Origin of the sequence: Aeromonas sp. PI_26 (assembly GCF_027854445.1) — a bacterium.
GTDB lineage: Bacteria > Pseudomonadota > Gammaproteobacteria > Enterobacterales > Aeromonadaceae > Aeromonas > Aeromonas veronii.
In genome coordinates this window covers 296,776-321,668 of sequence record NZ_JAJNOE010000002.1, presented here as the reverse complement: position 1 = coordinate 321,668, position 24,893 = coordinate 296,776, and the positions used below count along the sequence as shown (strand labels likewise).

Sequence of the window (24,893 nt, the reverse complement as noted above, 5' to 3'; positions counted from 1 at the left end):
CACCATGTCTGATTGCAAATGCCCCCCCCCCGGTCTTCCTGCTTATATGGGCACCTTTGCCGACCTGATGTCGCTGCTGATGTGCTTCTTCGTGCTGCTGCTCTCCTTTGCCGAGATGGACGTACTCAAGTTCAAGCAGATCGCGGGCTCTATGAAGAATGCTTTCGGAGTGCAGAACATCCTTGAGGTGAAAGATATTCCCAAGGGAACCTCGGTGATTGCCCAAGAGTTCAGGCCCGGTCGCCCTGAGCCCACGCCGATTGATACCGTAATGCAGCAAACCATCGATATGACTCAGACCGAACTGGAGTTTCTGCCCGGCGAGGCGGATCAGGCCGGTGGTCAGGACAAGAGTGATGGTAAGCAGACGGGGGGCGATACCGCGCAGGATGCGAAGAAGGCGCAAGAACAGTCCAATACTCTAGCAAAAGCGCTGGCAGAGCAGATGAAAGATCAGATTCAGGATGGCGCCATCGAAATTGAAGCGTTGGGCCAGCAGATCATCATCCGTATCAGGGAAAAAGCCTCGTTCCCGGCCGGTTCGGCATTTCTGCAGCCACAGTTCTGGCCGGTCATTCGCAAGGTCGCGACCCTGCTCAAGGATGTGCCGGGTGAAATCACCATCTCCGGTCACACCGACAACGTGGCGACTGAAGATGAGCTGTTCCAGTCCAACTGGGAGTTGTCATCACAGCGGGCGGTGGCGGTGGCGCACCAGATGCTGAAGGTCCCCGGTTTTGATCAGGGGCGATTGGTGGTGCAGGGGATGGCGGATTCCCAGCCATTGGTGCCCAATACCACCCCGGAAAATCGTCGGATGAACCGGCGGGTGGAGATCGCCATCATGCAGGGCAAGCCGACCGTTTCGGCGCCAATTTCCGTACCGGAAGGGAAGTAAGCGAGGGGAATGTCGATGATGCAAGTGGGATCTGCATCAGGGGGCTGACGTGGATTTTGTGTTGGCTTCATATTAAGATGCCTCATCCGAACCGATTGCTGCGGCCCCCTTGCAGATGGCCGCAGTTTCTATTTTCAAGCAACCCAGGTTTCGACTATGAATCATACTCCGATGACTGTTCGCGGCGCTGAGAAGCTGCGCGAAGAGCTCGATTATCTCAAGACCGAGCTTCGTCCCCAGATTATCGAAGCGATTGCCGATGCCCGTGAGCACGGCGATCTGAAGGAAAACGCCGAATACCATGCCGCTCGCGAGCAGCAGGGGTTCTGTGAAGGTCGCATTCAGGAGATTGAAGCCAAGCTCTCCAATGCGCAGGTGATCGATGTCACCAAGATGACCAACAACGGCCGCGTTATTTTTGGCGCGACTGTGACTCTGCTCAAGAGCGAGACAGAGGAAGAGGTGGTTTACCGCATCGTGGGTGACGATGAGGCTGATATCAAACAGAACCTCATCTCTGTCAACTCCCCCATTGCCCGAGCCCTGATTGGCAAGGAAGTGGACGATGTCGCAATCGTCAAGACCCCTGCTGGCGATGTGGAATACGAAGTACTGGAAGTCGCTTATATCTAAGCGAATGCTACATACGATGAAACAGGGGGGCTGGAGCTCCCCTGTTTGTCTTTATCTATATGATTGTTGATAAAAATCAGGACAGATACGCCTCGGTAAAGGCGTCTTGATGGCGCTGGAACAGCCAGTGGCGCAGCCGTTCGATGTTGCTCTCGCTCATTTGAAAGCTCAGCGCCCAGGTGGCATGGTCGGCATTGGCTTTGATGCGCCTTACCAGTCGTCCCTGCAGTGGAAGAGGGGCCTCTTGCTCGATACAGAGCTCGCCGTTGATGGGGGTATCGGCCACCATGTCGATTGGCAAATTTTCCACTATGAGTCCATTAAGGGAGAGGCTGAGCACCTGAAACAGGCCGAACTCGCTGCAAAGCTTGGCTTTTTGGGCAAGACGCCAGGCGCGCGGTTGCGCAAACCCCAGCTCCCTGATGACCGGTGCAGATAACCGGGGCTCGACGAAGCCATCTTCCCCTTGGGTAAAGGTCAGGGGAAAACGCAGCTGATGGCCTGCAAAGCGAGCTTCGAGTACAAGGTGGTCGGCTTTTTGCAACAAGCCAAGCATGGGGGCATCGAGGTGACCACTCAGAACATGGGCGTCCTGATTGCTCCCCAAGTCCCGCAGCATGGCCAGCTCATCGTCGGTCAGAATAGGATGGTGAGCCATAATGCGTGTCCGGAAGTATTCATCGCAGGTTAAGGGCTTTGCGACTACTTTGGCAAGCGACTCGGGAAGAAGTGGAATAAGGAAAGAGCAATGCTCTTTCCTTTTACTTGCGGGGCAGCTGGATCTTGGGTTCGTTGGCCTGACGATAAATGGTCAGCACATGACCCATGCTCTGTACTTTGACTGAACCGGTCTCACGGACAATGGCATCCATAACCAGTTGTTTCATCTCGCGATCTTCAGAGGCAACCTTAACCTTGATCAGCTCGTGATGGTTCAGTGCCAGATCGATCTCGGCCAGTACGCCTTCGGTCAGACCATGCTGACCCAGCAGGACGACAGGTTTGAGGCTGTGGGCAAGGCCCTTGAGGTACTGTTTCTGTTTGTTGTTGAGAATCATCGCAATTTCTTCATAAGTCAGGGTTGAAAGGGGCGTATTCTACCCCCACTTAGCCCTTAATACTAATAACCCTTGTGGTTTTTTAAAGTCGATTATCATGACCCAGAAAAAACATTCCCCCAGTTCAACCCGCTGGTTAAAAGAGCATTTTGACGATCAATACGTCAAAAAAGCCCAGAAGTTGGGACTGAGATCCCGTGCCGTGTTCAAGATCGACGAGATCCAGGGCAAGGACAAACTGCTCAAGCCGGGCATGACGGTGGTAGATCTGGGGGCGGCCCCAGGGGGCTGGTCACAGTTCGCCATCGACCAGGTCGGTGACAAGGGCCGGGTGATCGCTTGCGATATTCTGCCTATGGATTCCATCGCTGGTGTCGATTTCCTTCAGGGCGACTTTCGGGAGGAAGCTGTACTGAGCGCGCTGCTGGAACGGGTCGGCCCGGACAAGGTGGATGTCGTCATGTCCGACATGGCGCCAAACATGAGCGGTACCCAGCAGGTGGATCAGGCACGTTCCATGTATCTGGTCGAACTGGCGCTGGATATGTGCAATCAGGTATTACGAGCTGACGGCAGTTTCGTGGTGAAAGTGTTTCAGGGGGAGGGGTTTGATGCCTATCTCAATGAAATTCGTCAACTTTTCACCACTGTCAAAATTCGTAAACCAGACTCGTCCCGCGCTCGTTCACGGGAAGTCTACATTGTGGCTACCGGTTTTAAACTGTAGTACCCTAACCTTCATCGTTAACTGTCAGTCTGCGAGGTTACTGATTTGAGTGACATGGCGAAAAACTTAATCCTGTGGCTGGTCATCGCCGTCGTTTTGATGTCGGTGTTCAATAGCTTCAGCCCCAGCGATACCACCAGTCGCCAGCTGGACTATTCCAGCTTCGTTAAAGAGGTGACCCAAGAGCAGATCCGTGAAGTGCGGATGGACGGTAAGGTCATTAATGGCGTCAAGCGTACTGGTGAACGATTCACCACCATCATCCCGGCGCCGGATCCCCAGCTGCTCAATGACATGCTCAATCACAATGTCAAAGTGATGGGCGAGAAGCCGGAAGAGCCGTCTCTGTTGACCTCTATCTTCATCTCTTGGTTCCCGATGCTGCTGCTGATCGGTGTCTGGGTCTTCTTCATGCGTCAGATGCAGGGCGGCGGTGGCAAAGGTGCCATGTCGTTCGGCAAGAGCAAGGCTCGCCTGATGAGCGAAGATCAGATCAAGACCACCTTTGCTGATGTTGCAGGTTGCGATGAAGCCAAGGAAGAGGTGAAGGAGCTGGTCGACTATCTGCGCGACCCGAGCAAATTCCAGAAACTGGGTGGCAAGATCCCGACCGGTGTGCTGCTGGTTGGTCCTCCCGGTACCGGTAAGACCTTGCTGGCCAAGGCCATTGCGGGCGAGGCCAAGGTGCCGTTCTTCACCATCTCCGGTTCCGATTTTGTGGAGATGTTCGTTGGTGTCGGTGCCTCCCGAGTGCGTGACATGTTCGAACAGGCCAAGAAATCATCCCCCTGCATCATCTTCATCGATGAAATTGATGCGGTCGGTCGTCAGCGTGGCGCCGGTCTGGGTGGTGGTCACGATGAACGTGAGCAGACCCTTAACCAGATGCTGGTCGAGATGGATGGCTTTGAAGGCAATGAAGGCATCATCGTCATCGCTGCCACCAACCGTCCTGACGTACTGGATCCGGCACTGCTGCGTCCGGGCCGTTTCGACCGTCAGGTTGTGGTCGGTCTGCCGGATGTCCGTGGTCGCGAGCAGATCCTGAAAGTGCACATGCGCAAAGTTCCGTTGGCGGATGACGTAAATCCGGCGCTGATTGCCCGTGGTACCCCCGGTTTCTCCGGTGCGGACTTGGCCAACCTGGTCAACGAAGCAGCACTCTTCTCTGCCCGTGAGAGCCGCCGAGTGGTCTCCATGGCCGAGTTCGAGAAAGCCAAGGACAAGATCATGATGGGGGCGGAACGTCGCTCAATGGTGATGAAAGAGTCCGAAAAAGAGATGACTGCGTATCATGAAGCCGGTCACGCCATCATTGGTCGTCTGGTTCCGGATCATGACCCGGTTTACAAGGTCTCCATCATTCCGCGCGGTCGTGCGCTTGGTGTGACCATGTATCTGCCGGAGCAGGATCGCTGGAGCCACTCCAAGCAGCATCTGGAGTCAATGATCTCCAGTCTGTATGGCGGTCGTCTGGCAGAAGAGCTGATCTACGGTGCCGAGAAGGTTTCTACTGGCGCTTCCAACGACATCGAGCGAGCGACTGAAATTGCCCGCAAGATGGTGACCCAGTGGGGTATGTCCGAGCGTCTCGGCCCGATGCTCTACGCGGAAGAAGATGGTGAAGTGTTCCTTGGTCGCAGCATGGCCAAGGCCAAGCACATGTCCGACGATACCGCTCGCGTAATCGATGCAGAGGTCAAGCAGGTCATCGACCGCAACTATGCCCGTTCCAAGCAGATCCTGCTGGATAACATGGACGTGTTGCACAGCATGAAAGATGCGCTGATGAAGTACGAGACCATCGACGCCAAACAGATCGATGATCTGATGGCTCGTCGCGAGGTACGTGCTCCGAGCAACTGGCATGACGAGCACGGTGATACCCCGCAAGGCGGTTCCACTGTGGCTGCCGAGGCCAAGCCTGCCGATGAGGCTGCACCGGTGGCGGATGTCACTATCGACAAAGCCAACGACGCGCCGGCCAAATAATCGTGACTCTCCAGACCCCGGGCTTGCCCGGGGTTTTTCTTTATCAGATGGACGTGAAAATGCAGTTAACCAGCAAGGGGCTTAGCCTCTCCCTCGATCGTCCCCATGTGATGGGGATCCTCAATGTGACGCCCGACTCCTTCTCCGATGGTGGTAATTTCAACCAGCTTGAACGGGCAATGGCCCATGCGCGCCAGATGGTCTCTGACGGTGCGACCCTCATCGACATCGGTGGCGAGTCTACCCGCCCTGGCGCGCCCGATGTGAGCGAGCAGGAGGAGCTGGACAGGGTCATTCCTGTCGTGGAGCAGATGGCCCGTGAGCTGGATGTGATGATCTCCCTCGATACCTCCAAAGCTTCTGTGATGCGGGAGGGTTGCAAGGCGGGAGCCCATCTGATCAACGATGTGCGGGCACTGCAGGAGCCTGGAGCACTGCAGGCAGCGGCCGAGGCTGCTGTGCCTGTCTGCCTGATGCATATGCAGGGGCAGCCGAGAACCATGCAGGTCGAGCCCCATTATGACGATCTGATCGGAGAGGTGCGCGCCTTTTTTGAGCAGCGCATTGCCGCTTGTCTGGCAGCCGGGATCCAACGCGAAGATCTGTTGCTGGATCCGGGATATGGCTTTGGCAAGACCCTTGCACACAACTATCAGCTGTTGGCGGCCCAAAAGGAACTGCTTGATTATGGCTTGCCGCTATTGGTGGGGATGTCGCGAAAGTCTATGATAGGCAACCTGCTGGGCCGTCCGGTGGATGAGCGTCTGGCGGGCAGTCTGGCATGCGCCCTTATCGGCATGCAGCATGGGGCCCGCATCATCAGGGTACACGATGTACGGGAGACCATGGACGCATTGCGCGTCGGTTGGCTGGCAATGACGGGACAAGATTTTATTTCCAGATAATAAAGAGAACAGACAATGGCAAGAAAGTATTTCGGCACAGATGGTGTGCGCGGCAAAGTCGGCGAATACCCGATCACCCCTGACTTCGTGATGAAATTGGGTTGGGCTGCAGGCAAAGTGCTCTCCAAGAAGGGCACCAAAAAGGTGCTGATTGGCAAAGATACCCGTATCTCCGGTTACATGCTGGAATCCGCGCTGGAGGCGGGCCTCTCTGCGGCAGGCCTTAAGGCCATTCTGATGGGGCCCATGCCCACCCCGGCGGTTGCCTACCTGACTCGCACTTTCCGTGCCGAAGCTGGCATCGTCATCAGCGCCTCCCACAATCCATTCTATGACAACGGCATCAAGTTCTTCTCCGCCGACGGCACCAAGCTGCCTGATGATGTCGAGCTGGCTATCGAAGCCGAGTTGGATCACGAGCTCAAGTGTGTCGAGTCGGCCGAACTTGGTAAAGCGGTGCGCATTGATGATGCCGCCGGTCGCTATATCGAATTCTGCAAGAGCACCTTCCCCTCCCACATGAATCTGGATGGGGTGAAAATGGTGGTGGACTGCGGTCATGGCGCTACTTACCACATTGCGCCGTCGGTTTTCCGCGAGCTGGGGGCTGAAGTGATCACCATGGGCTGTGCCCCGGATGGCCTCAATATCAACGATGGTGTTGGTTCGACTGCGCCTGACGCTCTGGTTGCCAAGGTGCTGGAGTGCAAGGCTGATCTGGGGGTTGCCTTTGATGGTGACGGTGACCGTCTGATCATGGTTGACCATACCGGCTATCTCATCGACGGTGATGAAGTGCTCTATATCATCGCACGGGATGCCTTGCGCAACGGTCGTCTCAAGGGCGGTGTCGTCGGTACCCTGATGGCCAACATGGGTCTGGAACTGGCGCTGCAAACCCTGGGTATTCCGTTTGCCCGTGCCAAGGTGGGTGACCGCTATGTGCTGGAGATGATGGAAGAGAAGGGCTGGCGTATCGGTGGCGAGAACTCCGGCCACATCATCTGCCTGGATCAGACCACTACGGGTGATGGCATCGTAGCCGCCTTGCAGGTGCTTACCGCCATGCGCAGCGCCGAGATGCCGCTTGCCAAGCTGCGCTCCGGCATGAGCAAGTTCCCGCAGGTGCTGGTGAATGTTCGCTTTGCCGAAGGCAAGGATCCGCTGGCCGCTGATGCTGTCATGGCTGAGGTTGCCAAGGTGGAACAGGAGCTGGCTGGTCGTGGTCGCGTACTGTTGCGTAAATCAGGTACCGAACCGCTGATCCGGGTCATGGTCGAAGGGGAGCATGAACAGCAGGTGCGTGACATGGCTCAGCGCATCGCCAAGCAGGTTGAATCGGCGTTTTAATGAACAACCAGGGCGGCTTTTTAGCCGCCCTGGTTGTATCTTGTTCAAACGATTCAAAAATTTAAAAATAGCACTTGTCAGCTGAGCATCCTCTGGATATTATCAGCCCCGCTTTCGCAAGGGAGTTGCCGATGGGACATCGCAAGCCGTTTGTAGCAGCCAACTGGAAGTTGTACGGTAGTAAGTCGCAGTTAGAGCAGTTTACGAGTCAGTGTCTAAGCGGCGTTGACGGAAATGTAGATGTGGTTCTCTGTCCTTCCCATGTGCATCTCGACTTTAGCGCTTCACTGCTCAATGAGCAGAAGGTAATAAAGTTGGGGGCTCAGAATGTGAGTCAGCACGCGACCGGCGCTTACACTGGAGAAATCTCGTGTCAGATGCTGGTTGAGGCAGGGTGTCGTTACGTATTGGTAGGGCACTCCGAGCGCAGGCGTCTCTTTGGTGAGACCAGTTTTATCGTCGCAGAGAAGTTTGCGGCAGCCAGAGCGGCAGGCTTGATTCCCATCCTATGTTTAGGTGAATCAGGTGCGGCCAGGCAGGCGAGAAGAGCCTTCGAGGTGATCGCTGAAGAGCTGGATATCGTCATAGAGAAAAATGGCGCGATGGCTTTCGATAATGCTATCATCGCCTACGAGCCGATTTGGGCTGTAGGTACAGGTAAATGCGCCACACCCGAGCAGGCACAAGAGGTTCATTCCTTTATACGTGGTCGCTTGGCGGAGGATACTCCGGTAATAGGTGAGAAAGTTAGAATCATCTATGGTGGGAGCGTAACGCCGAGCAACGCGAGAGATTTGTTTGCACAGCCCGACATCGATGGCGGACTGATTGGCGGAGCAAGCCTCGATAGCGATGCGTTTTTAGGAATTGTTGAAGCGGCAAAGGGTGCAAGTTAAATGTACGAGATTCTTTTAGTCGTTTATCTGCTGGTTTCACTGGCTCTGATTGGTCTGGTGATGATTCAGCAAGGTAAAGGGGCTGATATGGGCGCCTCCTTCGGTGCAGGGGCATCGAACACAGTATTCGGCTCCGGTGGTTCAGGCAGTTTCCTGACCCGAACAACAGCAATTTTGGCTACTCTGTTTTTCGTTATCAGCCTGGTGCTCGGATCTATGTCCAGCAACAAGGTAAAGCAGGGTAGTGAATGGGAAAATCTGCAACAAACCCAACAGGTTGAGCAGACCAAAGCGCCAGTGAAGAAAGATACTGACGTTCCCGAGTAAGAGTTTTGCCGTGGTGGTGGAATTGGTAGACACGCTATCTTGAGGGGGTAGTGCTCTAGGGTGTGCGGGTTCGAGTCCCGCCCACGGCACCAATTAAGCAGTGAGCTCGGGAAGCCGAGTGTATTATAGCCAGTCAGTCTTGTATCGAGAGAGTGAAGTGGCTATAATCTCGCACGATTTCGGACGCGGGGTGGAGCAGCATGGTAGCTCGTCGGGCTCATAACCCGAAGGTCGTCGGTTCAAATCCGGCCCCCGCAACCAAATTTCACGCATTTCCTACGCTCAGGAAGGCGGTCGCTGCGAGGCGACAATCAGGGTAAAGCGCCAAGCCCCGATTTGACATCGGGGCTTTTTGTTATGTGCAATTTACTCTGAATCGATATCTATCTGGGCTTTATGCCCTTTTTTTGTTTTTCGGAGGGTGACTTTGGCTACGTTGGAACAACGTTTGACCGATCTGCTCGAGGCTCCGGTCGTTGCCTTGGGTTTTGAACTTTGGGGTATTGAGTTTATCCGTGCGGGTAAACACTCCACCTTGCGTGTCTATATCGACGGCGAGCAGGGTGTGACTGTCGAGAACTGTGCTGAGGTCAGCCATCAGGTTGGCGCCATCATGGACGTCGAAGATCCCATCACCGAGGAGTACTACCTCGAGGTGTCCTCCCCAGGCCTGGATCGTCCCCTGTTCAAGGTTGCCCATTTCGAAAAATACGTTGGCCAAGAGGCGGCGGTAACGCTTCGGATGGCAACAAACAACCGCCGCAAGTTCAAAGGCGTAATCAAAGCTGTGCAAGGCGACATGATCACCCTGACAGTAGATGGTAAGGACGACGTGTTGGCTTTCACCAATATCCAAAAAGCGAACATAGTGCCGAACTTTGGTTAACGAGGCTATCGGATATGAATAAAGAGATTTTGCTGGTCGTTGACGCAGTATCCAACGAGAAAGCGGTACCCCGCGAGAAGATCTTCCAGGCTCTGGAAACCGCGCTGGCGACTGCGACCAAGAAGAAATATGAAGGCGAGATTGAAGTTCGGGTCGAAATCGATCGCAAGACCGGTGACTACGACACTTATCGCCGCTGGGTAGTCATTGCGGATCAAGCCGCGATGGAGAACCCCTATGCTGAAATCACCCTGGAAGCGGCACAAATTGATCAGCCGGATATCCAGATCGGTGAGTATGTTGAAGACCAGATTGACTCTGTGACCTTCGACCGTATCACTACCCAGACCGCCAAGCAGGTTATCGTGCAGAAAGTGCGCGAAGCCGAGCGTTCACAAGTAGTTGATCAGTTTAAAGATAAAGAAGGCACCATCATCAGTGGTGTAGTCAAGAAGAGCAACCGCGACAACGTCATCCTGGATCTGGGCAGCAATGCTGAAGCAGTGATCTTCCGTGATGACATGCTGCCACGTGAAACCTTCCGCCCGGGCGACCGTGTCCGTGGCCTGCTCTACGCAGTACGTCCGGAAGCCCGCGGTTCCCAGCTGTTTGTCAGCCGTTCCAGCCCGGACTTCCTGAAAGAGCTGTTCCGTATCGAAGTACCGGAGATCGGTGAAGAGATGATCGAAATCATGGGCGCTGCCCGTGATCCGGGTTCCCGCGCCAAGATCGCGGTGAAGACCAATGATCGTCGTATCGACCCGATCGGTGCCTGTATCGGTATGCGTGGTGCCCGTGTGCAAGCTGTCTCCGCCGAGCTGAGCGGTGAGCGTGCAGACATCGTGCTGTACGATGACAACCCGGCCCAGTACGTGATCAATGCCATGGCACCTGCCGATGTGGCTTCCATCATCGTTGATGAAGACAACCACACCATGGATATCGCCGTGGAAGCTGCCAACCTGGCTCAGGCCATCGGTCGCAATGGTCAGAACGTGCGTCTGGCCTCCCAGCTGACCGGTTGGGAGCTGAACGTGATGACCGTTGAGGACATGCGTGCCAAGCACCAGGCCGAAAACGACCGCATCATGAACCTGTTCACCAGCACCCTGGATATCGATGACGATTTCGCCGGTCTGCTGATGGAAGAGGGCTTCTCTACCCTGGAAGAGATCGCCTTTGTACCGGTCAACGAGCTGCTGGCTATCGACGGTCTGGATGAAGACATGGTCGAAGAGCTGCGCAAGCGCGCCAAAGATGCCCTGACTACCAAGGCACTGGCCAAAGAAGAGTCTTTCGATGGCGTTGAGCCGTCCGAAGAGCTGCTCAATCTGAACGGTCTGAGCCGCGAACTGGCTTACGCTCTGGCGGGCCGTGGCGTGGGCACCCTGGAAGATTTGGCTGAGCAAGGTATCGATGACCTTGCTGATATTGAAGGGCTGACTGCCGAGAAGGCAGGTGAGCTCATTATGGCTGCTCGAAATATCTGTTGGTTCGGAGAAGAGCAGTCCGAGTAAGATCAAACGGAGGAAAATGAATGGCAGAAGTATCAGTCAAACAACTTGCCACTGACATCGACACACCGGTTGATCGTCTTCTCCAGCAGTTTGTCGATGCCGGTATCAGCAAGAGCAAGGCCGACGACATGGTCAGCGAGTCTGAGAAACAGGCTCTGCTGGCACACCTGAAGAAACAGCATGGAGGTGACGAGGTCGCCGCTCCTGCCCGCATGACCTTGCAGCGCAAAACCAAGAGCACCATCAGTGTTCAGGGGACTGGCGGCAAGAACAAGGAAGTGCAGGTAGAAGTGCGCAAGTCTCGCACCTATGTAAGACGCTCGGCGCTGGAAGATGAACAGCGTCAGGCGGAAGCCGAGGAAACAGCGCGTTTGGAAGCAGAAGAAAAAGCTCGTCGCGAGGCCGAAGAGAAGGCTCGCCTCGAAGCTGAAGAGAAGGCTCGCCGTGAGGCTGAGCAAGCTCGTCGTGAAGCTGAGGAAAAGGCGCGGATCGAGGCACAATCAAAGGCTCGACAGGCTTCACAGCCCGCCAAAGCAGCCAGTAGCACAGCTCAGCAAGAGGCAGAAAAGATGGCCAAGCGCGAAGCAGAAGAACTGAAGCGCCAACAGGAACAAACAGCTTTGAAAAAAGCTGAAGAACTCGCCGCGAAGAAAGCCGAAGAGGCTCGTCTCATGGCGGAACAGAACGCAGCCCGCTGGGCTGAAGAAGAGGCCGCTCGCGCCAAAGAGAGCAGCGACTACCATCTGACCACCAACAAGCATGCGCAAGCCGCAGAAGACGAGTTGGATCGGAAAGAAGAGACCAGCCGCCGCACTGCCGCAGCTGCCAAGGCACCGAAGAAAGCCGGTCGTCGTGAAGATGATCGTGACTCTCGCAACCCGCGTGCCCGTAAAGGCAAGCGCGGCAAGGTCGCCATGCCGAACGCCATGAAGCACGGCTTCAACAAGCCGGCTGCCGTGGTGAACCGCGACGTCGTCATCGGTGAGACCATCACTGTGGCCGAGCTGGCCAACAAGATGGCCGTCAAGGGCGTTGAAGTCATCAAGGTGATGATGAAGATGGGTGCCATGGCCACCATCAACCAGGTGATCGACCAGGAGACCGCTCAGCTGGTCGCCGAGGAGATGGGTCACAAGGTTGTGCTGCGTCGTGAGAACGAGCTGGAAGAGGCGGTACTGTCCGATCGTGACGAGACCTCCGAAGCCAAGCCGCGCGCACCGGTCGTTACCATCATGGGTCACGTTGACCATGGTAAGACCTCGCTGCTCGACTACATTCGTAAAGCCAAGGTTGCTGCTGGCGAAGCCGGTGGTATTACCCAGCATATCGGTGCTTACCACGTCCAGACCGACAGTGGCATGATCACCTTCCTGGATACCCCGGGTCACGCTGCGTTTACCTCCATGCGTGCTCGTGGTGCCAAGGCGACCGATATCGTTGTTCTGGTTGTTGCAGCTGACGACGGCGTGATGCCGCAAACCATCGAAGCTATCCAGCACGCCAAGGCGGCCGGTGTGCCGCTGGTTGTTGCGGTCAACAAGATCGACAAGCCTGAAGCGGATCCGGATCGCGTCAAGACCGAACTGGCCCGTTACAACGTCATGTCCGAAGATTGGGGTGGAGACTGCCAGTTCGTGCACGTATCGGCCAAGTCTGGCGAAGGCATCGACGACCTGCTGGAAGCCATCCTGATTCAGGCTGAAGTACTGGAGCTGAAAGCGGTGGTTGACGGCATGGCCAACGGCGTCGTGATCGAATCCTTCCTGGATAAAGGTCGTGGTCCGGTTGCTACCGTACTGGTACAAGAAGGTACTCTGCGTCAGGGCGACATCGTTCTGTGTGGTCTCGAGTACGGCCGTGTTCGCGCCATGCGTGACGAACTGGGTCGCGAGATCAAGGAAGCGGGTCCGTCCCTGCCGGTGGAAATTCTGGGTCTGTCCGGCGTTCCCTCTGCCGGTGACGAAGCCACCGTTGTCCGTGACGAGAAGAAAGCCCGTGAAGTGGCGCTCTATCGTCAGGGCAAGTTCCGCGAAGTCAAGCTGGCTCGCCAGCAGAAGGCCAAGCTGGAAAACATGTTCGCCAACATGACCGAGGGCGAAGTGTCCGAAGTGAACGTGGTGATCAAGGCCGACGTACAAGGTTCTGTGGAAGCGATCTGCGATGCGCTGGTCAAACTCTCCACCGACGAAGTGAAGGTGAAGATCGTGGGTTCCGGCGTAGGTGGTATCACCGAAACCGACGCGACCCTGGCTGCTGCTTCCAGCGCCATCCTGGTTGGTTTCAACGTCCGTGCCGACGCTTCTGCGCGCAAGGTCATCGAATCCGAGAGCCTGGATCTGCGTTACTACTCCGTCATCTATGACCTGATCGACGAAGTGAAGCAGGCCATGAGCGGCAAGCTGGCCCCTGAGTATCGTCAGGAAATCATCGGTCTGGCTGAAGTGCGTAGCGTCTTCAAGTCTCCGAAGTTCGGCGCCGTTGCCGGCTGTATGGTTACCGAAGGTGTGGTCAAGCGTTCCAACCGTATCCGCGTTCTGCGTGACAACGTGGTTATCTATGAAGGCGAGCTGGAATCCCTGCGCCGCTTCAAGGATGACGTCAACGAAGTTCGCAACGGCTACGAGTGTGGTATCGCGGTCAAGAACTACAACGACGTGCGCGAAGGCGACCAGATCGAAGTTTACGAGACTGTTGAAATCCAACGGACTCTGTAAGCCGAGAGTTAGACAAAATAGGGGGCCGCGGCCCCCTTTTATCGCAGGATAGAATATGGCCAGAGAATTCAGCCGGACCCGTCGGGTCGGACAGCAGATCCAGCGTGAAATCGCGCTGATCCTGCAGCGCGAGGTGAAAGACCCGCGCATCGGCATGGTGACCGTTTCCGATGTGGAAGTGTCCCGTGACCTCAACTATGCCAAGATTTACGTCACCTTCTTGCAGCTGGAAAATGATGCCGAGCGCATCAAGGAAGGCTTGCAGGGTCTGACCGAAGCAGCCGGATATATCCGTAGTCTGCTGGGCAGTGCCATGCGTCTGCGCGTGGTGCCAGAGCTGCGTTTCTACTACGACCAGACCCTGGTCGAGGGGATGCGTCTCTCCAACCTGGTGACCAACACTGTGCGTGAAGACAAGCGTCGCATGGCCGAATCCGGCCGTGACGAAGAAGCTGAATCCGCACCGGATGACACGACTGAGGATAAAGCCTGAGATGACCCGAAGACGTCGTTTCAAGGGCCGTGATGTGCACGGCATTCTGCTGCTGGACAAGCCGACCGGCCTGACCTCCAACGATGTGTTGCAGAAGGTCAAGCGCATCTACAACGCCGCCAAGGCCGGTCACACCGGCGCACTGGATCCGCTGGCGACCGGCATGCTGCCGATCTGCCTCGGCGAGGCCACCAAGTTCTCCCAGTATCTGCTGGAAGCGGACAAACGCTATGAGGTGACCGCCAAACTGGGCGAGCGCACCAACACCAGCGACTCCGACGGTGAGGTGGTCTCCACCCGTCCGGTGAACGTGGCTGTCGGTACCCTGATCGAGGCGCTGGACCAGTTCCGTGGCCCCATCATGCAGGTGCCGTCCATGTACTCCGCACTCAAGCACAACGGCCGTCCGCTCTACGAATATGCCCGCGAAGGCATCGAGATTGAGCGTGAAGCCCGTCCCATCACCGTATTCGAGCTCAAACTGCTGAGCTTCGAAGGTGATGAAGTGCGCCTTGAAGTGCACTGCAGCAAAGGCACCTACATCCGCTCTCTGGTGGATGATCTGGGTGAAGTGCTGGGCTGTGGTGCCCACGTGACTCAGTTGCGCCGTACCCAGGTGGCCAGCTACCCGTATGAGCGGATGCTGACTCTGGAGCAACTCGAGTGCATCTTCGAGCAAGCCAAGGCCGAGAGCATCCCGCCGCGCGAGCAGCTGGATCCGCTGTTGTTGCCGATGGACACCGCCGTAGCAAGCTTGCCCGAGGTGAACATGCTGGCGGTTGTGGCTGCCTATGTGAATCAGGGCCAAGCCGTGCAGGTGGCGGGTGCGCCGCAAAGCGGTCAGGTTCGCATGACGGTCGGCCCGGAGCGCGAGTTCATCGGGGTTGGCGAGATTGATGATGATGGCCGCGTCGCTCCCAAGCGACTGGTGCGTTATCACGACGAGGAGTGATCCTCAGGCGGTATCAGCACGTCTTTCCCGTTTCGCCTCTTTATCGTTGCGAAAAGGGGCTGGGACGATTATGATACCGCCCTCATTTCACGGCTGAATTAGAGATTGGCTGTGAACCTTTAAACACTCTACTGGAGTATTACCATGTCTCTAAATGCTGAGATCAAAGCTCAAATCGTTGCTGACAACGCTCGTTGCGCCAACGACACCGGTTCCCCCGAAGTGCAAGTTGCCCTGCTGACTGCCCAGATCAACCATCTGCAAGGTCACTTCAAAGAGCACTCCAAGGACCACCACGGTCGTCGCGGTCTGCTGCGCATGGTTTCCCAGCGTCGTAAGCTGCTGGACTACCTGAAGCGTAAAGATTCCGAGCGTTATGCTGCTCTGATCGCCAAGCTGGGTCTGCGTCGTTAATCGACCATCAGATTTCGCGAAAAAGGGGAACCGTCAGGTTCCCCTTTTTTATTGCTCTTCAAGCCGTTGCCTGCCTCACAGAATTTGCGTCGCCGCTTACCTTTTGCATCGAATCAAGTATACTTGTGCGCGAATTTAAAGAGCCAAATTGTAAAAAGGAAATTCACGTGAATCCTATTGTAAAGTCATTCCAGTACGGTCAACACACCGTCACTCTGGAAACCGGTGTGATGGCCCGTCAAGCCACTGCGGCCGTTATGGTCAGCATGGACGATACCTGCGTATTTGTGACCGTAGTCGGCAAGAAAGAGGCCGATCACGGCCGTGATTTCTTCCCGCTGACCGTCAACTACCAGGAGCGTACCTATGCTGCTGGTCGTATCCCGGGTGGTTTCTTCCGTCGTGAAGGCCGTCCGAGCGAAGGCGAGACCCTCATCTCCCGTCTGATCGACCGTCCTATTCGTCCGCTGTTCCCGGAAGGCTTCCTCAATGAGGTTCAGGTCGTTGCGACTGTAATGTCCGTGAATCCGGCCGTATCCCCCGACATCGTTGCCATGATCGGTGCCTCTGCTGCACTGGCCATCTCCGGTATCCCGTTTGGTGGCCCGATCGGTGCTGCTCGCGTGGGTTACATGAATGGTCAGTATGTGCTGAACCCGACCACCACCGAACTGCCGCAGAGCGATCTGGATCTGGTAGTTGCCGGTACTGCCAATGCCGTGCTGATGGTTGAGTCCGAAGCGGCCATCCTTTCCGAAGAAGTGATGCTGGGCGCCGTGGTATACGGTCACGAGCAGATGCAGACCGTGATCAATGCGATCAACGAGTTTGCCGCTGCCGTCGGCACCAAGCCGTGGGACTGGACTCCGCCTGCCGTCAACGAAGCGCTGAAAGCCAAGGTTGCCGAGCTGGCGAGCGCCGAACTGGGTGAAGCCTACCGCATCACCGAGAAGGCAGTTCGTTACGAAACCATCGCGGCCATCAAGGGTCGTGTGGTTGAGCAAGTTATCGCTTCCGGTGTGGAAGAAGATGCCAAGAAGATCGGCGAAGAGTTCCACAGCCTGGAAAGCCGCATCGTTCGTGGTCGCGTAGTACGTGGTGAGCCGCGTATCGATGGTCGCGATCCGGAAATGATCCGCGCCCTGAGCGTAGGTACCGGTATTCTGCCCCGTGCCCACGGTTCTGCCCTGTTCACCCGTGGTGAAACTCAGGCCATCGTGGTCGCCACTCTGGGGACCGAGCGTGATGCCCAGAACATCGACGAGCTGACCGGCAACCGTGCCGATCGCTTCATGCTGCACTACAACTTCCCGCCATACTGTGTCGGTGAGACCGGCATGATGGGTAGCCCGAAGCGTCGTGAAATCGGTCACGGCCGTCTGGCCAAGCGCGGCGTTGCTGCCGTGATGCCGAGCGCTGCCGAGTTCCCGTACGTGGTGCGCGTGGTCTCTGAAATTACCGAATCCAACGGTTCCTCCTCCATGGCGTCTGTCTGTGGTTCCTCTCTGGCGCTGATGGATGCCGGTGTGCCGATCAAGGCCTCCGTTGCCGGTATCGCCATGGGTCTGGTGAAGGAAGAAGAAGGTTTCGTCGTGCTGTCCGACATTCTGGGTGACGAAGATCATCTGGGCGACATGGACTTTAAGGTAGCCGGTACCACCGAAGGTGTGACCGCGCTGCAGATGGACATCAAGATCGAAGGTATCACCAAAGAGATCATGGAGATTGCTCTGAAGCAAGCTCGTGGCGCTCGTCTGCACATCCTGAAAGTGATGGACGAAGCTATCCAGGCTCCCCGTGCCCAGATCTCCGATTTCGCACCGCGTATCCACACCATCAAGATCAATCCCGAGAAGATCAAGGACGTGATCGGTAAGGGTGGTTCCGTGATCCGTGCGCTGACCGAAGAGACCGGCACCAACATCGAGCTGGATGATGACGGTACTGTACGTATCTCCGCCGTGGCCAACGAAGCCGCCATGGAAGCGATCCGTCGCATCGAGGCCATCACCGCCGAGATCGAAGTGAACCGCATCTATGAAGGTAAAGTTGTTCGTCTGGCCGATTTCGGTGCATTCGTCAACATTCTGCCGGGCAAAGATGGTCTGGTACACATCTCCCAGATCACCGACGCTCGCGTGCAGAACGTGGCTGACCACCTGACCATCGGTGACGTGGTCAAGGTGAAGGTTCTGGAAGTAGACCGTCAGGGCCGCGTACGTCTCTCCATCAAGGAAGCGAACGCCCCGACCGAAGCAGCTGCACCTGCTGCTGACGCCGCTCCGGCCGCTGAAGAAGCGCCTGCTGCAGAGTAATTTGCTCGCCTGATACCGGATTGGTTCCGGTTGATGTAAAAAGTCCGGCTCCCCAATGGGAGCCGGACTTTTTTATGGTCAAAACGCGCGATAAGGGATTACTTGCCGAGAATGGCGTATTGCATCTCTTGTAAGGGGAGCACATGACGGGCTGCTCCCAGCTTGATCGCCTCCTTGGGCATGCCGAAGACCACGCAGGAGGCCTCATCCTGGGCATAGGTGTTGGCACCCGCATCCAGCATCTCGCGCAATCCCCGGGCACCGTCATCCCCCATGCCGGTCATGATGATGCCGGTGGCATTCTTGCCGGCATATTTGGCGACGGAGCGAAACAGCACATCCACCGACGGGCGATGACGGTTGATAAGCGGCCCGTCGACCACCTCGACGTGATAGTAGGCACCGCTGCGCTTGAGCAGCATATGCTTGCCTCCGGGGGCTATCAGCGCCAGCCCCGGGATCACCCGGTCATTGTTCCTCGCCTCCCGCACTTCTATCTGGCAGACCCCGTTCAGGCGTTCGGCAAACATGGCGGTAAATTTCTCTGGCATGTGCTGCACGATGACGATACCGGGGCTGACCCTGGGCAAGGCAGTCAGCACGGCTTCCAGCGCCTGGGTACCGCCGGTCGAGGTGCCGATGGCGATGAGCCGCTCGGTGGTTTGTGCCATGGCGTGCTGGTTGGGTGCCAGCATGGCATCTGCGTTGAGTTTGGTGCTGACCGGCACAGAGGAGGGCTTGCCCACGCGCTTGAGATTGGCCTGGGCCGCAGCACGTACTGCCATAGCCAGGTCGTGGGCAGATTCTTGCAGAAAGCTTTTTATCCCCATGGTCGGCTTGGTGATGATGTCCACCGCGCCGGCAGCCATTGCCTGCAAGGTTGTCTCGGCCCCCTTTTCGGTGAGGGAGGAGCAGATCACCACCGGGGTGGGATGCTCTGCCATGATCTTGGTGAGAAAGGTGATGCCATCCATACGGGGCATCTCCACATCGAGCACTATGACGTCAGGCCACTCTTTCTTCAGCTTTTCCTGGGCAAACAGGGGATCCGATGCTGTGGCGATCACCCGGATATCAGGCTCCTGCTCCAGCACCGCTTGCAATACCTGTCTGACCACGGCGGAATCATCCACCAGCATGACCCGGATCTGCTTCATTCTCGCGACTCCCGTTGATGTGGCAGACGATGATGGCGGAGCCAGACACTGCCGTTGCTGAGCTCAAAGAGCAAGCTTCGGTGGCCGCTATGGCCAAGATGATGAGCCTTGATATCAAGGCCAAGGTGTCGGGTCAGCTGCCAGGCTGCCTGAATATTTTTGGCGGCGACATTGTTGTCGCTCTGTGCGTATTGAGGCTCGGTAAACATGTTGCCACCCCCGAACAACTTGGCCTCATATTCATGGATGGGGGCGGGATAGTGACTGGCCGCTTGCAGCAGCAAGGCGAGGGCCTCATCGGCATAGCGCCCATCCAGCTTGGCAGAGGGATTTCGCCGACTTGGCAGCATGTAGTGACACATTCCTCCCTGCTTCTGCTCCGGATGCCACAAGGTGATGGCAATACAGGAGCCCAGTACGGTTCTGACCACCACATCCTCCTTGCCAAAGAAGAGCTCTCCCGGTTGCAGGATCACCTCCCGTGCCATGACTTATCTCTTCTGATAGATGGAAGGAGAGACAAGCTGCAGGCCGTGGTGCAGGCCATGCAGGCTCTCGGCGTGGCTCACCAGCAGGTAGCCACCGGGTTTGAGTCTGGGTACCAGCCGCTGCAATACTTGCCCTTTGGTCTCCTTGTTGAAGTAGATCATCACGTTTCTGATGAAGATGACGTCAAACATGCCGATGTCCGGCAGATCCTGATTGAGGTTGATCTGCATGAACTGCACCTTGTCCCGCAACTTGCGATCGATGATGAAGATGCCCTCCTGCAGGCCCACACCCTTGAGGCAATATTTCATCAAAAAGGGCAGTGGAATATTTTGCGCCCGCTCGATGGGGTAGCGACCGCTCATCGCCTGTTCCAGCACCCTGGACGAGATATCGGAGGCCAGGATCTCCCAGTTGAAGGTGCTGCGTTTTTCCGCGAGGGTCATGGCCAGGCTGTAGGGCTCCTCGCCGGATGAGCTGGCAGCGCTCCAGACCCGCAGCGATTGCTCGGGCGGGAGCGCTGAGACTATCTCCCGCGTCAGAAACTCGAAGTGTTTGGGCTCCCTGAAAAAGTAGGTTTCGTTGGTGGTAAGGAGATCAAGCGCCAGCTGCAGTTCGCTGCTGCGATCGTTCATGATGAGCTGGAAATAGTCGTCATAACTATCAAGCTCATAGTGGCAGAGCCGTTTTGCCAGGCGGCTGGCCACCAGCGCCTTCTTGGCTGGAGACAGCTCTATCCCCGCCGTTTGATGAAGCCAGCGTTGGAAACGGGAGAACTCATCATCATGCAGCTGGGTTTGATACAAAAAACAGTCCCTCTACCTGTGGTGTCGGAGATGGGAGAGGCAACGCCTCTCCCGTGACTAGAACCGGACAAAATCGCCATCGCCCGTGGGGCGTTGGACTGTGGCGGCTCGTTCCCGACTGTTGGCAGTGCTCTCGTTCATAAAGCGACCTCGGGTATTGGGGTGAAGATGCGAGGTGGCTGCTTTACCTTCTTTGGCATGGGCCTCCAGGGTAAAGAACTCCATGGCCAGCTGCAGCTGTTCCGCCTGACTGCTCATCTCTTCTGCTGTGGCAGCCAGCTCTTCGCTGCAAGAGGCATTCTGCTGGGTAACCTGACTCAACTGGTTCATGGCCTGATTGATCTGGCTGACACCGGTGGATTGCTCTACCGAAGCGGCACTGATCTCCTGCACCAGATCCGAGGTCTTGTTGATGGAGGGCACCATTTGATCGAGCAGGCGACCTGCTTTTTCCGCCATCTCGACACTGCTGGAGGCCAGCTCGCCAATCTCCTGTGCTGCCACCTGGCTGCGTTCGGCCAGTTTGCGCACCTCCGCGGCCACTACGGCAAAGCCTTTGCCGTGATCGCCAGCCCGCGCCGCTTCGATAGCCGCGTTGAGCGCCAGCAGATTGGTCTGGTAGGCGATGTCATCGATGATGCCAATCCGTCTGGCGATCTGTTTCATGGCATCCACAGTCAGTTTGACCGCTTCTCCTCCCTCTACGGCCTCTTTGGCTGCCTTGCTGGCCATGCCATCGGTGACCTGGGCATTGTCGGTATTCTGGTTGATGCTGGCGCTCATCTGCTCGATGGAAGCGCTGGTCTCCTCCATGCTGGAGGCTTGTTCACTGCTGGATTGGCTGATCGACTGGGCGGTCGCGCTTACCTGCTCGGCGGCACTGGAGAGGTTGTCAGAGGCGCCGCGCACTTCGGTGACGATGTTGGTGAGCGAAGCGATGGTCTTGTTGAGCGCATCCTTGGTGGTGCCAAACACGCCGGGGTAGTCCGCCTCAATCTGTTGGGTCAGGTCACCTTTTGCCAGACATTGCACGACCCGGATGACGTCGTTGAGGGTGCTATCGATCACTTCGGCAATCTGGTTGATCCCTTCTCCCATCGTCTGAAAGAAGCCGCTCTTGCCAGCAAGTTCCATCCTGCGGTGCAGCTCGCCATTGATCACGGCCTGCACAATGTCGGACATCTCTTTCTCTATCATTACCTCCTTGGTTCTGTCGGCCCATTCGACCACGGATCCCAACCGTTCTCCGGTATCGTTGAAGACCGGATTGGCGATCAGGGAGAAGGTGCGTCCCCCCAGCTGTATCTGGGTGCGGTAGGTGTTGTTGAGTTTGGCCAGCATGGCGCGCTGATGGCCGGGATTTTTATGAAAGCTGTCGATGTTGGCGCCCATCAGCTGATTGGCGTTGAAGCTGTAGAGCTCTTTCTTGATGTCGGTCTCAGCCTGATTGAGCATGCCGGTCACTGCCTCGTTCATATAGATAATGTCGAGGTTGGTATCGGCAATCATCACGTTGGTGCTGGCGCAGTCGAGGGCTTTGCGAACCAGCTGGTTCTCATGGAGCAATACCTGGTTCTTTTTAATGTCGTTGCGGCTCTGTTCCAGCTTGTCACTGAGCAAGGTGACCACCTCGTTGATGGCATGTCCTACTTCACGCAAGGGGCTATCCATACCGGAAAGATCGAGTGGTGCTGGAACCTGCTCTGCCAGGACTGCGTGTTGCAGCTGGCCTATTGCGTCGAGTAACTGGGTCCGCTGTCTCACTTCGGTGGCATTGTCTCCGAAGAGTTTTCCTAAGAGTGATTGGGTCATGAGCGTTTCCTTATGCTGCATGTCGTGGTGTATGGAGGCCTGTTCAGGAGGGTTGCAGGTTGCCTTGTGGCAACCTTGCCTGTAGCTGGGCCAGTTCGTTGAGTTGAGCCATCTCATCGAGTGATAACACTTTCCCGGTATCGATGAGGATGACGAATTTGCCGTTGACCTTGCCCATGCCGCTGATGAAATCGGCTCGGATGCGGGCACCAAAACTGGGTGGGGGCTCGATATCTGCTTGTGGGATACCCAGTACTTCCGATACGGAATCCACCACAACGCCAATATCCTGACCTACAGGTTCATCGCCCTGCGGGGCCATCCCCTCAATAATGACGATGCAACTGCGGCGAGTGATGACCGAAGGTGCATTGCCAAAGCGGGCATTCAGGTCGACGACCGACACTACCGCTCCTCTGAGGTTGATTACGCCACGAATAAAACCCGGCATCATCGGAACCGGAGTGATATTGCCGTATTCGATGATCTCTTTGACCCCCAGAATATTGATGGCGAACATCTCGTTGTTGATCAGAAATGTCAGGTACTGGGCATCGCCACTGTTCTCGTTAGCGGCCGCTGATGGCACCGTGATGTCGGTGGATGTATGCATGGTCGCCTCCGGTTAAAAGCGGACAAAATCCGCGTCATCAATGGAATGGGATGATGGTTGACTGGGCTGGCTGGCCCGTTGTGGGGGGGCGATGAAACTGCCTCTGGGAGGCATGCCCTTGTGGCCGGTTTCATGGGGCCTGGTGTTGAGCTGCGCACTTTTTTCCAGAGCAAAAAAGGCCATGGTTTGCTGCAGTTCGCTGGCTTGCGAGCTCATCTCTTCGGCCGTGGCCGCCAGCTCCTCGCTGCTGGCCGCATTCTGCTGTGTCACCTGATTAAGCTGGTTCATGGCCAGACTGATCTGGTTGGCTGCGCTGGCCTGTTCCCCGGAAGCAGCATTGATCTCTTGTACCAGATCAGAGGTTTTGCGAATGGAGGGGACGATCCTCTCCAGCAGGTTGCCAGCCCGCTCTGCCTTGCTGACGCTGTCGGAGGAGAGCTCGCCAATCTCCTGCGCAGCGATCTGGCTGCGCTCTGCCAGTTTTCTCACTTCGGCAGCAACCACCGCGAAGCCTTTGCCATGCTCTCCGGCGCGAGCCGCCTCGATGGCGGCGTTGAGGGCAAGCAGGTTGGTTTGGTAGGCAATGTCGTCGATGATGCTGACTTTCTTGGCGATTTGCTGCATGGCGGTCACCGTTTGTTGAACGGATTGGCCCCCTTCGGTGGCCTCCAGCACCGAGTTGCTGGCCATGCTGTCGGTGATCTTGGCGTTCTCGGTGTTCTGATTGATGCTGGCGCTCATCTGCTCGATAGAGGCGCTGGTCTCTTCAACGCTGGCTGCTTGCTCGCTGGTGGCCTGGCTCAATGCCTGCGCCGTATTGCTCACCTGATTGGAGGCATTGGTCAGGTTGTCGGCGGCGTTGCGTACCTCTTCGATGATATTGGTCAGCGCAGTGATGGTCCGGTTGAGGCCGTCTTTGGTCTGGCCAAAAATTCCTGGATAGGGCTCATCGATCCGTTGGGTCAGGTCACCCTTGGAGAGCGCGGTGGCGATGCGCATCACATCTTCCAGGCTGGTATCTGTCACATGGGAGAGGCGATTCAGCAGTTCGGATACCCGCTTGATATATCCTTGACGATCCTCCAGCGCAATCTTGTGGCTGAAGTCGCCCTGTTCGACAGCGGCGGTGACCAGCGTTTCGATATCCGTGATCAAGGCCCCCAGTTTCTTGACCATGTTATCCATCGCCATCAAGAGCTGACCCGCTTCATCGTTGGAGTCTATCTGGATCGATACATCCAGATTGCCATCGGCCAGACTATTGGCCACGCGCAGAGCCTGTTCGATGGGGGTGATGATGCTTTTGATTAGCAGCGTGCCAAACCAGGCTGCGAGTGCAATGCCGACCGCGATAACCACCGCCATGGTTATCAGCATGACGTCATACCAGGATTGCGCTGCGGTATATTCCGACTTGGCCACATTGAGCTGCAGGTTGACCAGCTCGGTGATTTTGTTGCCTATCGGGTCGATGGAGCCATAGAGGGCACCGTCAAAAGTGTTCAGCATGCCAGTAATCATGCCGTGCTGGGTGGCGAGGTATTTCTCCAGCTTGCCAATATCGGTATCGGCCGCGTTGAACAGGGTTGTCGCCTCGGCTGACAAACGCTGTTCATCTGGTGTGAGAGTGGTGGACTGGTAGTGATGCCACTCGTTTTTGATTGTCTGCTGTGCCTGTTGTATCTGCTTCAAAGCCTCTTCTGCCGGGATCAGCCCCGCATTGGCCTTGTTGAGGTTGTCGATGATCGAGACGGCATAGCTATCGGAGATAGTCTTCAGCTGCTTGAGGGGAACCACCCTGTCGTTGTAAACGCGCTGCAACCCGGTATTGCTGCTCTGCATGTTGTATAACCCGAGGCTGCCAACGGCCAGCAGCAGCAGGCAGAGCATGCAGAGCAGTACAATAAGACGCAATTTGATGGTGGAATTTTTTAACATG

General features: G+C 56.4%; 23 protein-coding genes and 2 tRNA genes. 17 read left to right on the top strand and 8 right to left on the bottom strand.

All coding sequences use genetic code 11. The annotated features are described in order from the left end of the window. Positions 1-4: 4 nt before the first annotated feature. On the top strand, positions 5-898 hold the full coding sequence (locus tag LRL22_RS03995; protein ID WP_031227624.1) for a flagellar motor protein MotB: 894 nt from the start codon (positions 5-7) through the stop codon (positions 896-898). Between the two features lie 156 nt (positions 899-1,054). Then, complete coding sequence (gene greA, locus LRL22_RS03990; protein WP_005343528.1) at positions 1,055-1,531, top strand: transcription elongation factor GreA; 477 nt, start codon at positions 1,055-1,057, stop codon at positions 1,529-1,531. Positions 1,532-1,607: 76 nt separating this feature from the next. Here the strand turns inward: greA and LRL22_RS03985 are convergent, their stop codons facing one another. After that, entirely contained in the window at positions 1,608-2,189 is a 582-nt protein-coding gene (locus LRL22_RS03985; RefSeq protein ID WP_216979376.1) for a PilZ domain-containing protein, read from the bottom strand. Positions 2,190-2,292: 103 nt separating this feature from the next. Then, the gene (yhbY, locus tag LRL22_RS03980) at positions 2,293-2,589 is read right to left on the bottom strand and encodes a ribosome assembly RNA-binding protein YhbY (RefSeq protein ID WP_033114153.1); all 297 of its coding nucleotides are present in this window, start codon (positions 2,587-2,589) and stop codon (positions 2,293-2,295) included. Positions 2,590-2,686: 97 nt separating this feature from the next. On the opposite strand from yhbY, the gene rlmE reads away from it, so the two are divergent. The 15 genes from rlmE (at position 2,687) to pnp (ending at position 18,077) form a co-directional block, all read left to right on the top strand. Beyond that, positions 2,687-3,316 (top strand): 23S rRNA (uridine(2552)-2'-O)-methyltransferase RlmE, encoded by a 630-nt coding sequence (gene rlmE / locus LRL22_RS03975; RefSeq protein ID WP_216979375.1) that lies wholly within the window; start codon positions 2,687-2,689, stop codon positions 3,314-3,316. A gap of 45 nt (positions 3,317-3,361) precedes the next feature. Then, positions 3,362-5,308, top strand: coding sequence for an ATP-dependent zinc metalloprotease FtsH (gene ftsH / locus LRL22_RS03970; RefSeq protein ID WP_042060094.1), 1,947 nt, complete (start codon positions 3,362-3,364; stop codon positions 5,306-5,308). Between the two features lie 59 nt (positions 5,309-5,367). Next, on the top strand, positions 5,368-6,213 hold the full coding sequence (gene folP, locus LRL22_RS03965; RefSeq protein WP_270904770.1) for a dihydropteroate synthase: 846 nt from the start codon (positions 5,368-5,370) through the stop codon (positions 6,211-6,213). Between the two features lie 15 nt (positions 6,214-6,228). Then, positions 6,229-7,563, top strand: a complete 1,335-nt coding sequence (glmM, locus tag LRL22_RS03960; protein ID WP_005338823.1) for a phosphoglucosamine mutase — start codon at positions 6,229-6,231, stop codon at positions 7,561-7,563. A 131-nt stretch (positions 7,564-7,694) separates the two neighbouring features. After that, positions 7,695-8,459, top strand: coding sequence for a triose-phosphate isomerase (gene tpiA, locus LRL22_RS03955; RefSeq protein ID WP_270904769.1), 765 nt, complete (start codon positions 7,695-7,697; stop codon positions 8,457-8,459). Next, positions 8,460-8,786: a preprotein translocase subunit SecG gene (gene secG, locus LRL22_RS03950; protein WP_005338811.1), complete on the top strand. Its 327-nt coding sequence runs from the start codon at positions 8,460-8,462 to the stop codon at positions 8,784-8,786. Between the two features lie 7 nt (positions 8,787-8,793). Further along, a tRNA-Leu gene (locus tag LRL22_RS03945) sits at positions 8,794-8,878 on the top strand. 92 nt (positions 8,879-8,970) lie between these two features. Further along, positions 8,971-9,047, top strand: a tRNA-Met gene (locus LRL22_RS03940). Between the two features lie 166 nt (positions 9,048-9,213). After that, a complete protein-coding gene (gene rimP / locus LRL22_RS03935; protein WP_005338809.1) occupies positions 9,214-9,672 on the top strand; it encodes a ribosome maturation factor RimP in 459 nt (152 codons plus the stop codon). A gap of 14 nt (positions 9,673-9,686) precedes the next feature. Further along, entirely contained in the window at positions 9,687-11,189 is a 1,503-nt protein-coding gene (nusA, locus tag LRL22_RS03930; RefSeq protein WP_115544343.1) for a transcription termination factor NusA, read from the top strand. Positions 11,190-11,209: 20 nt separating this feature from the next. Beyond that, positions 11,210-13,903, top strand: a complete 2,694-nt coding sequence (gene infB / locus LRL22_RS03925; protein WP_005338806.1) for a translation initiation factor IF-2 — start codon at positions 11,210-11,212, stop codon at positions 13,901-13,903. A gap of 55 nt (positions 13,904-13,958) precedes the next feature. Beyond that, complete coding sequence (rbfA, locus tag LRL22_RS03920; protein WP_005338799.1) at positions 13,959-14,396, top strand: 30S ribosome-binding factor RbfA; 438 nt, start codon at positions 13,959-13,961, stop codon at positions 14,394-14,396. A gap of 1 nt (position 14,397) precedes the next feature. Next, positions 14,398-15,348, top strand: a complete 951-nt coding sequence (gene truB / locus LRL22_RS03915; RefSeq protein ID WP_005338798.1) for a tRNA pseudouridine(55) synthase TruB — start codon at positions 14,398-14,400, stop codon at positions 15,346-15,348. Positions 15,349-15,492: 144 nt separating this feature from the next. Beyond that, complete coding sequence (gene rpsO / locus LRL22_RS03910; protein ID WP_005338797.1) at positions 15,493-15,762, top strand: 30S ribosomal protein S15; 270 nt, start codon at positions 15,493-15,495, stop codon at positions 15,760-15,762. Positions 15,763-15,929: 167 nt separating this feature from the next. Next, positions 15,930-18,077 (top strand): polyribonucleotide nucleotidyltransferase, encoded by a 2,148-nt coding sequence (pnp, locus tag LRL22_RS03905; RefSeq protein ID WP_005338796.1) that lies wholly within the window; start codon positions 15,930-15,932, stop codon positions 18,075-18,077. Positions 18,078-18,175: 98 nt separating this feature from the next. On the opposite strand, the gene LRL22_RS03900 is transcribed toward pnp, so the two are convergent. Genes LRL22_RS03900 through LRL22_RS03875 form a run of 6 tightly spaced genes read right to left on the bottom strand, consistent with a single transcriptional unit; the run spans position 18,176 to position 24,892 of the window. Then, positions 18,176-19,234: a protein-glutamate methylesterase/protein-glutamine glutaminase gene (locus tag LRL22_RS03900; protein ID WP_005338795.1), complete on the bottom strand. Its 1,059-nt coding sequence runs from the start codon at positions 19,232-19,234 to the stop codon at positions 18,176-18,178. Next, complete coding sequence (gene cheD, locus LRL22_RS03895) at positions 19,231-19,722, bottom strand: chemoreceptor glutamine deamidase CheD (protein WP_042080650.1); 492 nt, start codon at positions 19,720-19,722, stop codon at positions 19,231-19,233. Before cheD ends, LRL22_RS03900 begins: the two co-directional genes overlap by 4 nt. A 3-nt stretch (positions 19,723-19,725) precedes the next feature. Continuing rightward, the gene (locus LRL22_RS03890) at positions 19,726-20,529 is read right to left on the bottom strand and encodes a CheR family methyltransferase (protein WP_005349557.1); all 804 of its coding nucleotides are present in this window, start codon (positions 20,527-20,529) and stop codon (positions 19,726-19,728) included. 57 nt (positions 20,530-20,586) lie between these two features. Then, complete coding sequence (locus LRL22_RS03885) at positions 20,587-22,341, bottom strand: methyl-accepting chemotaxis protein (RefSeq protein ID WP_270904768.1); 1,755 nt, start codon at positions 22,339-22,341, stop codon at positions 20,587-20,589. 43 nt (positions 22,342-22,384) lie between these two features. After that, positions 22,385-22,954 carry a chemotaxis protein CheW gene (locus tag LRL22_RS03880; protein WP_270904767.1) on the bottom strand — a complete coding sequence of 190 codons (570 nt, stop codon included), beginning with the start codon at positions 22,952-22,954 and terminating at the stop codon, positions 22,385-22,387. Between the two features lie 12 nt (positions 22,955-22,966). Beyond that, entirely contained in the window at positions 22,967-24,892 is a 1,926-nt protein-coding gene (locus tag LRL22_RS03875; RefSeq protein ID WP_270904766.1) for a HAMP domain-containing methyl-accepting chemotaxis protein, read from the bottom strand. Position 24,893: the final 1 nt, after the last annotated feature.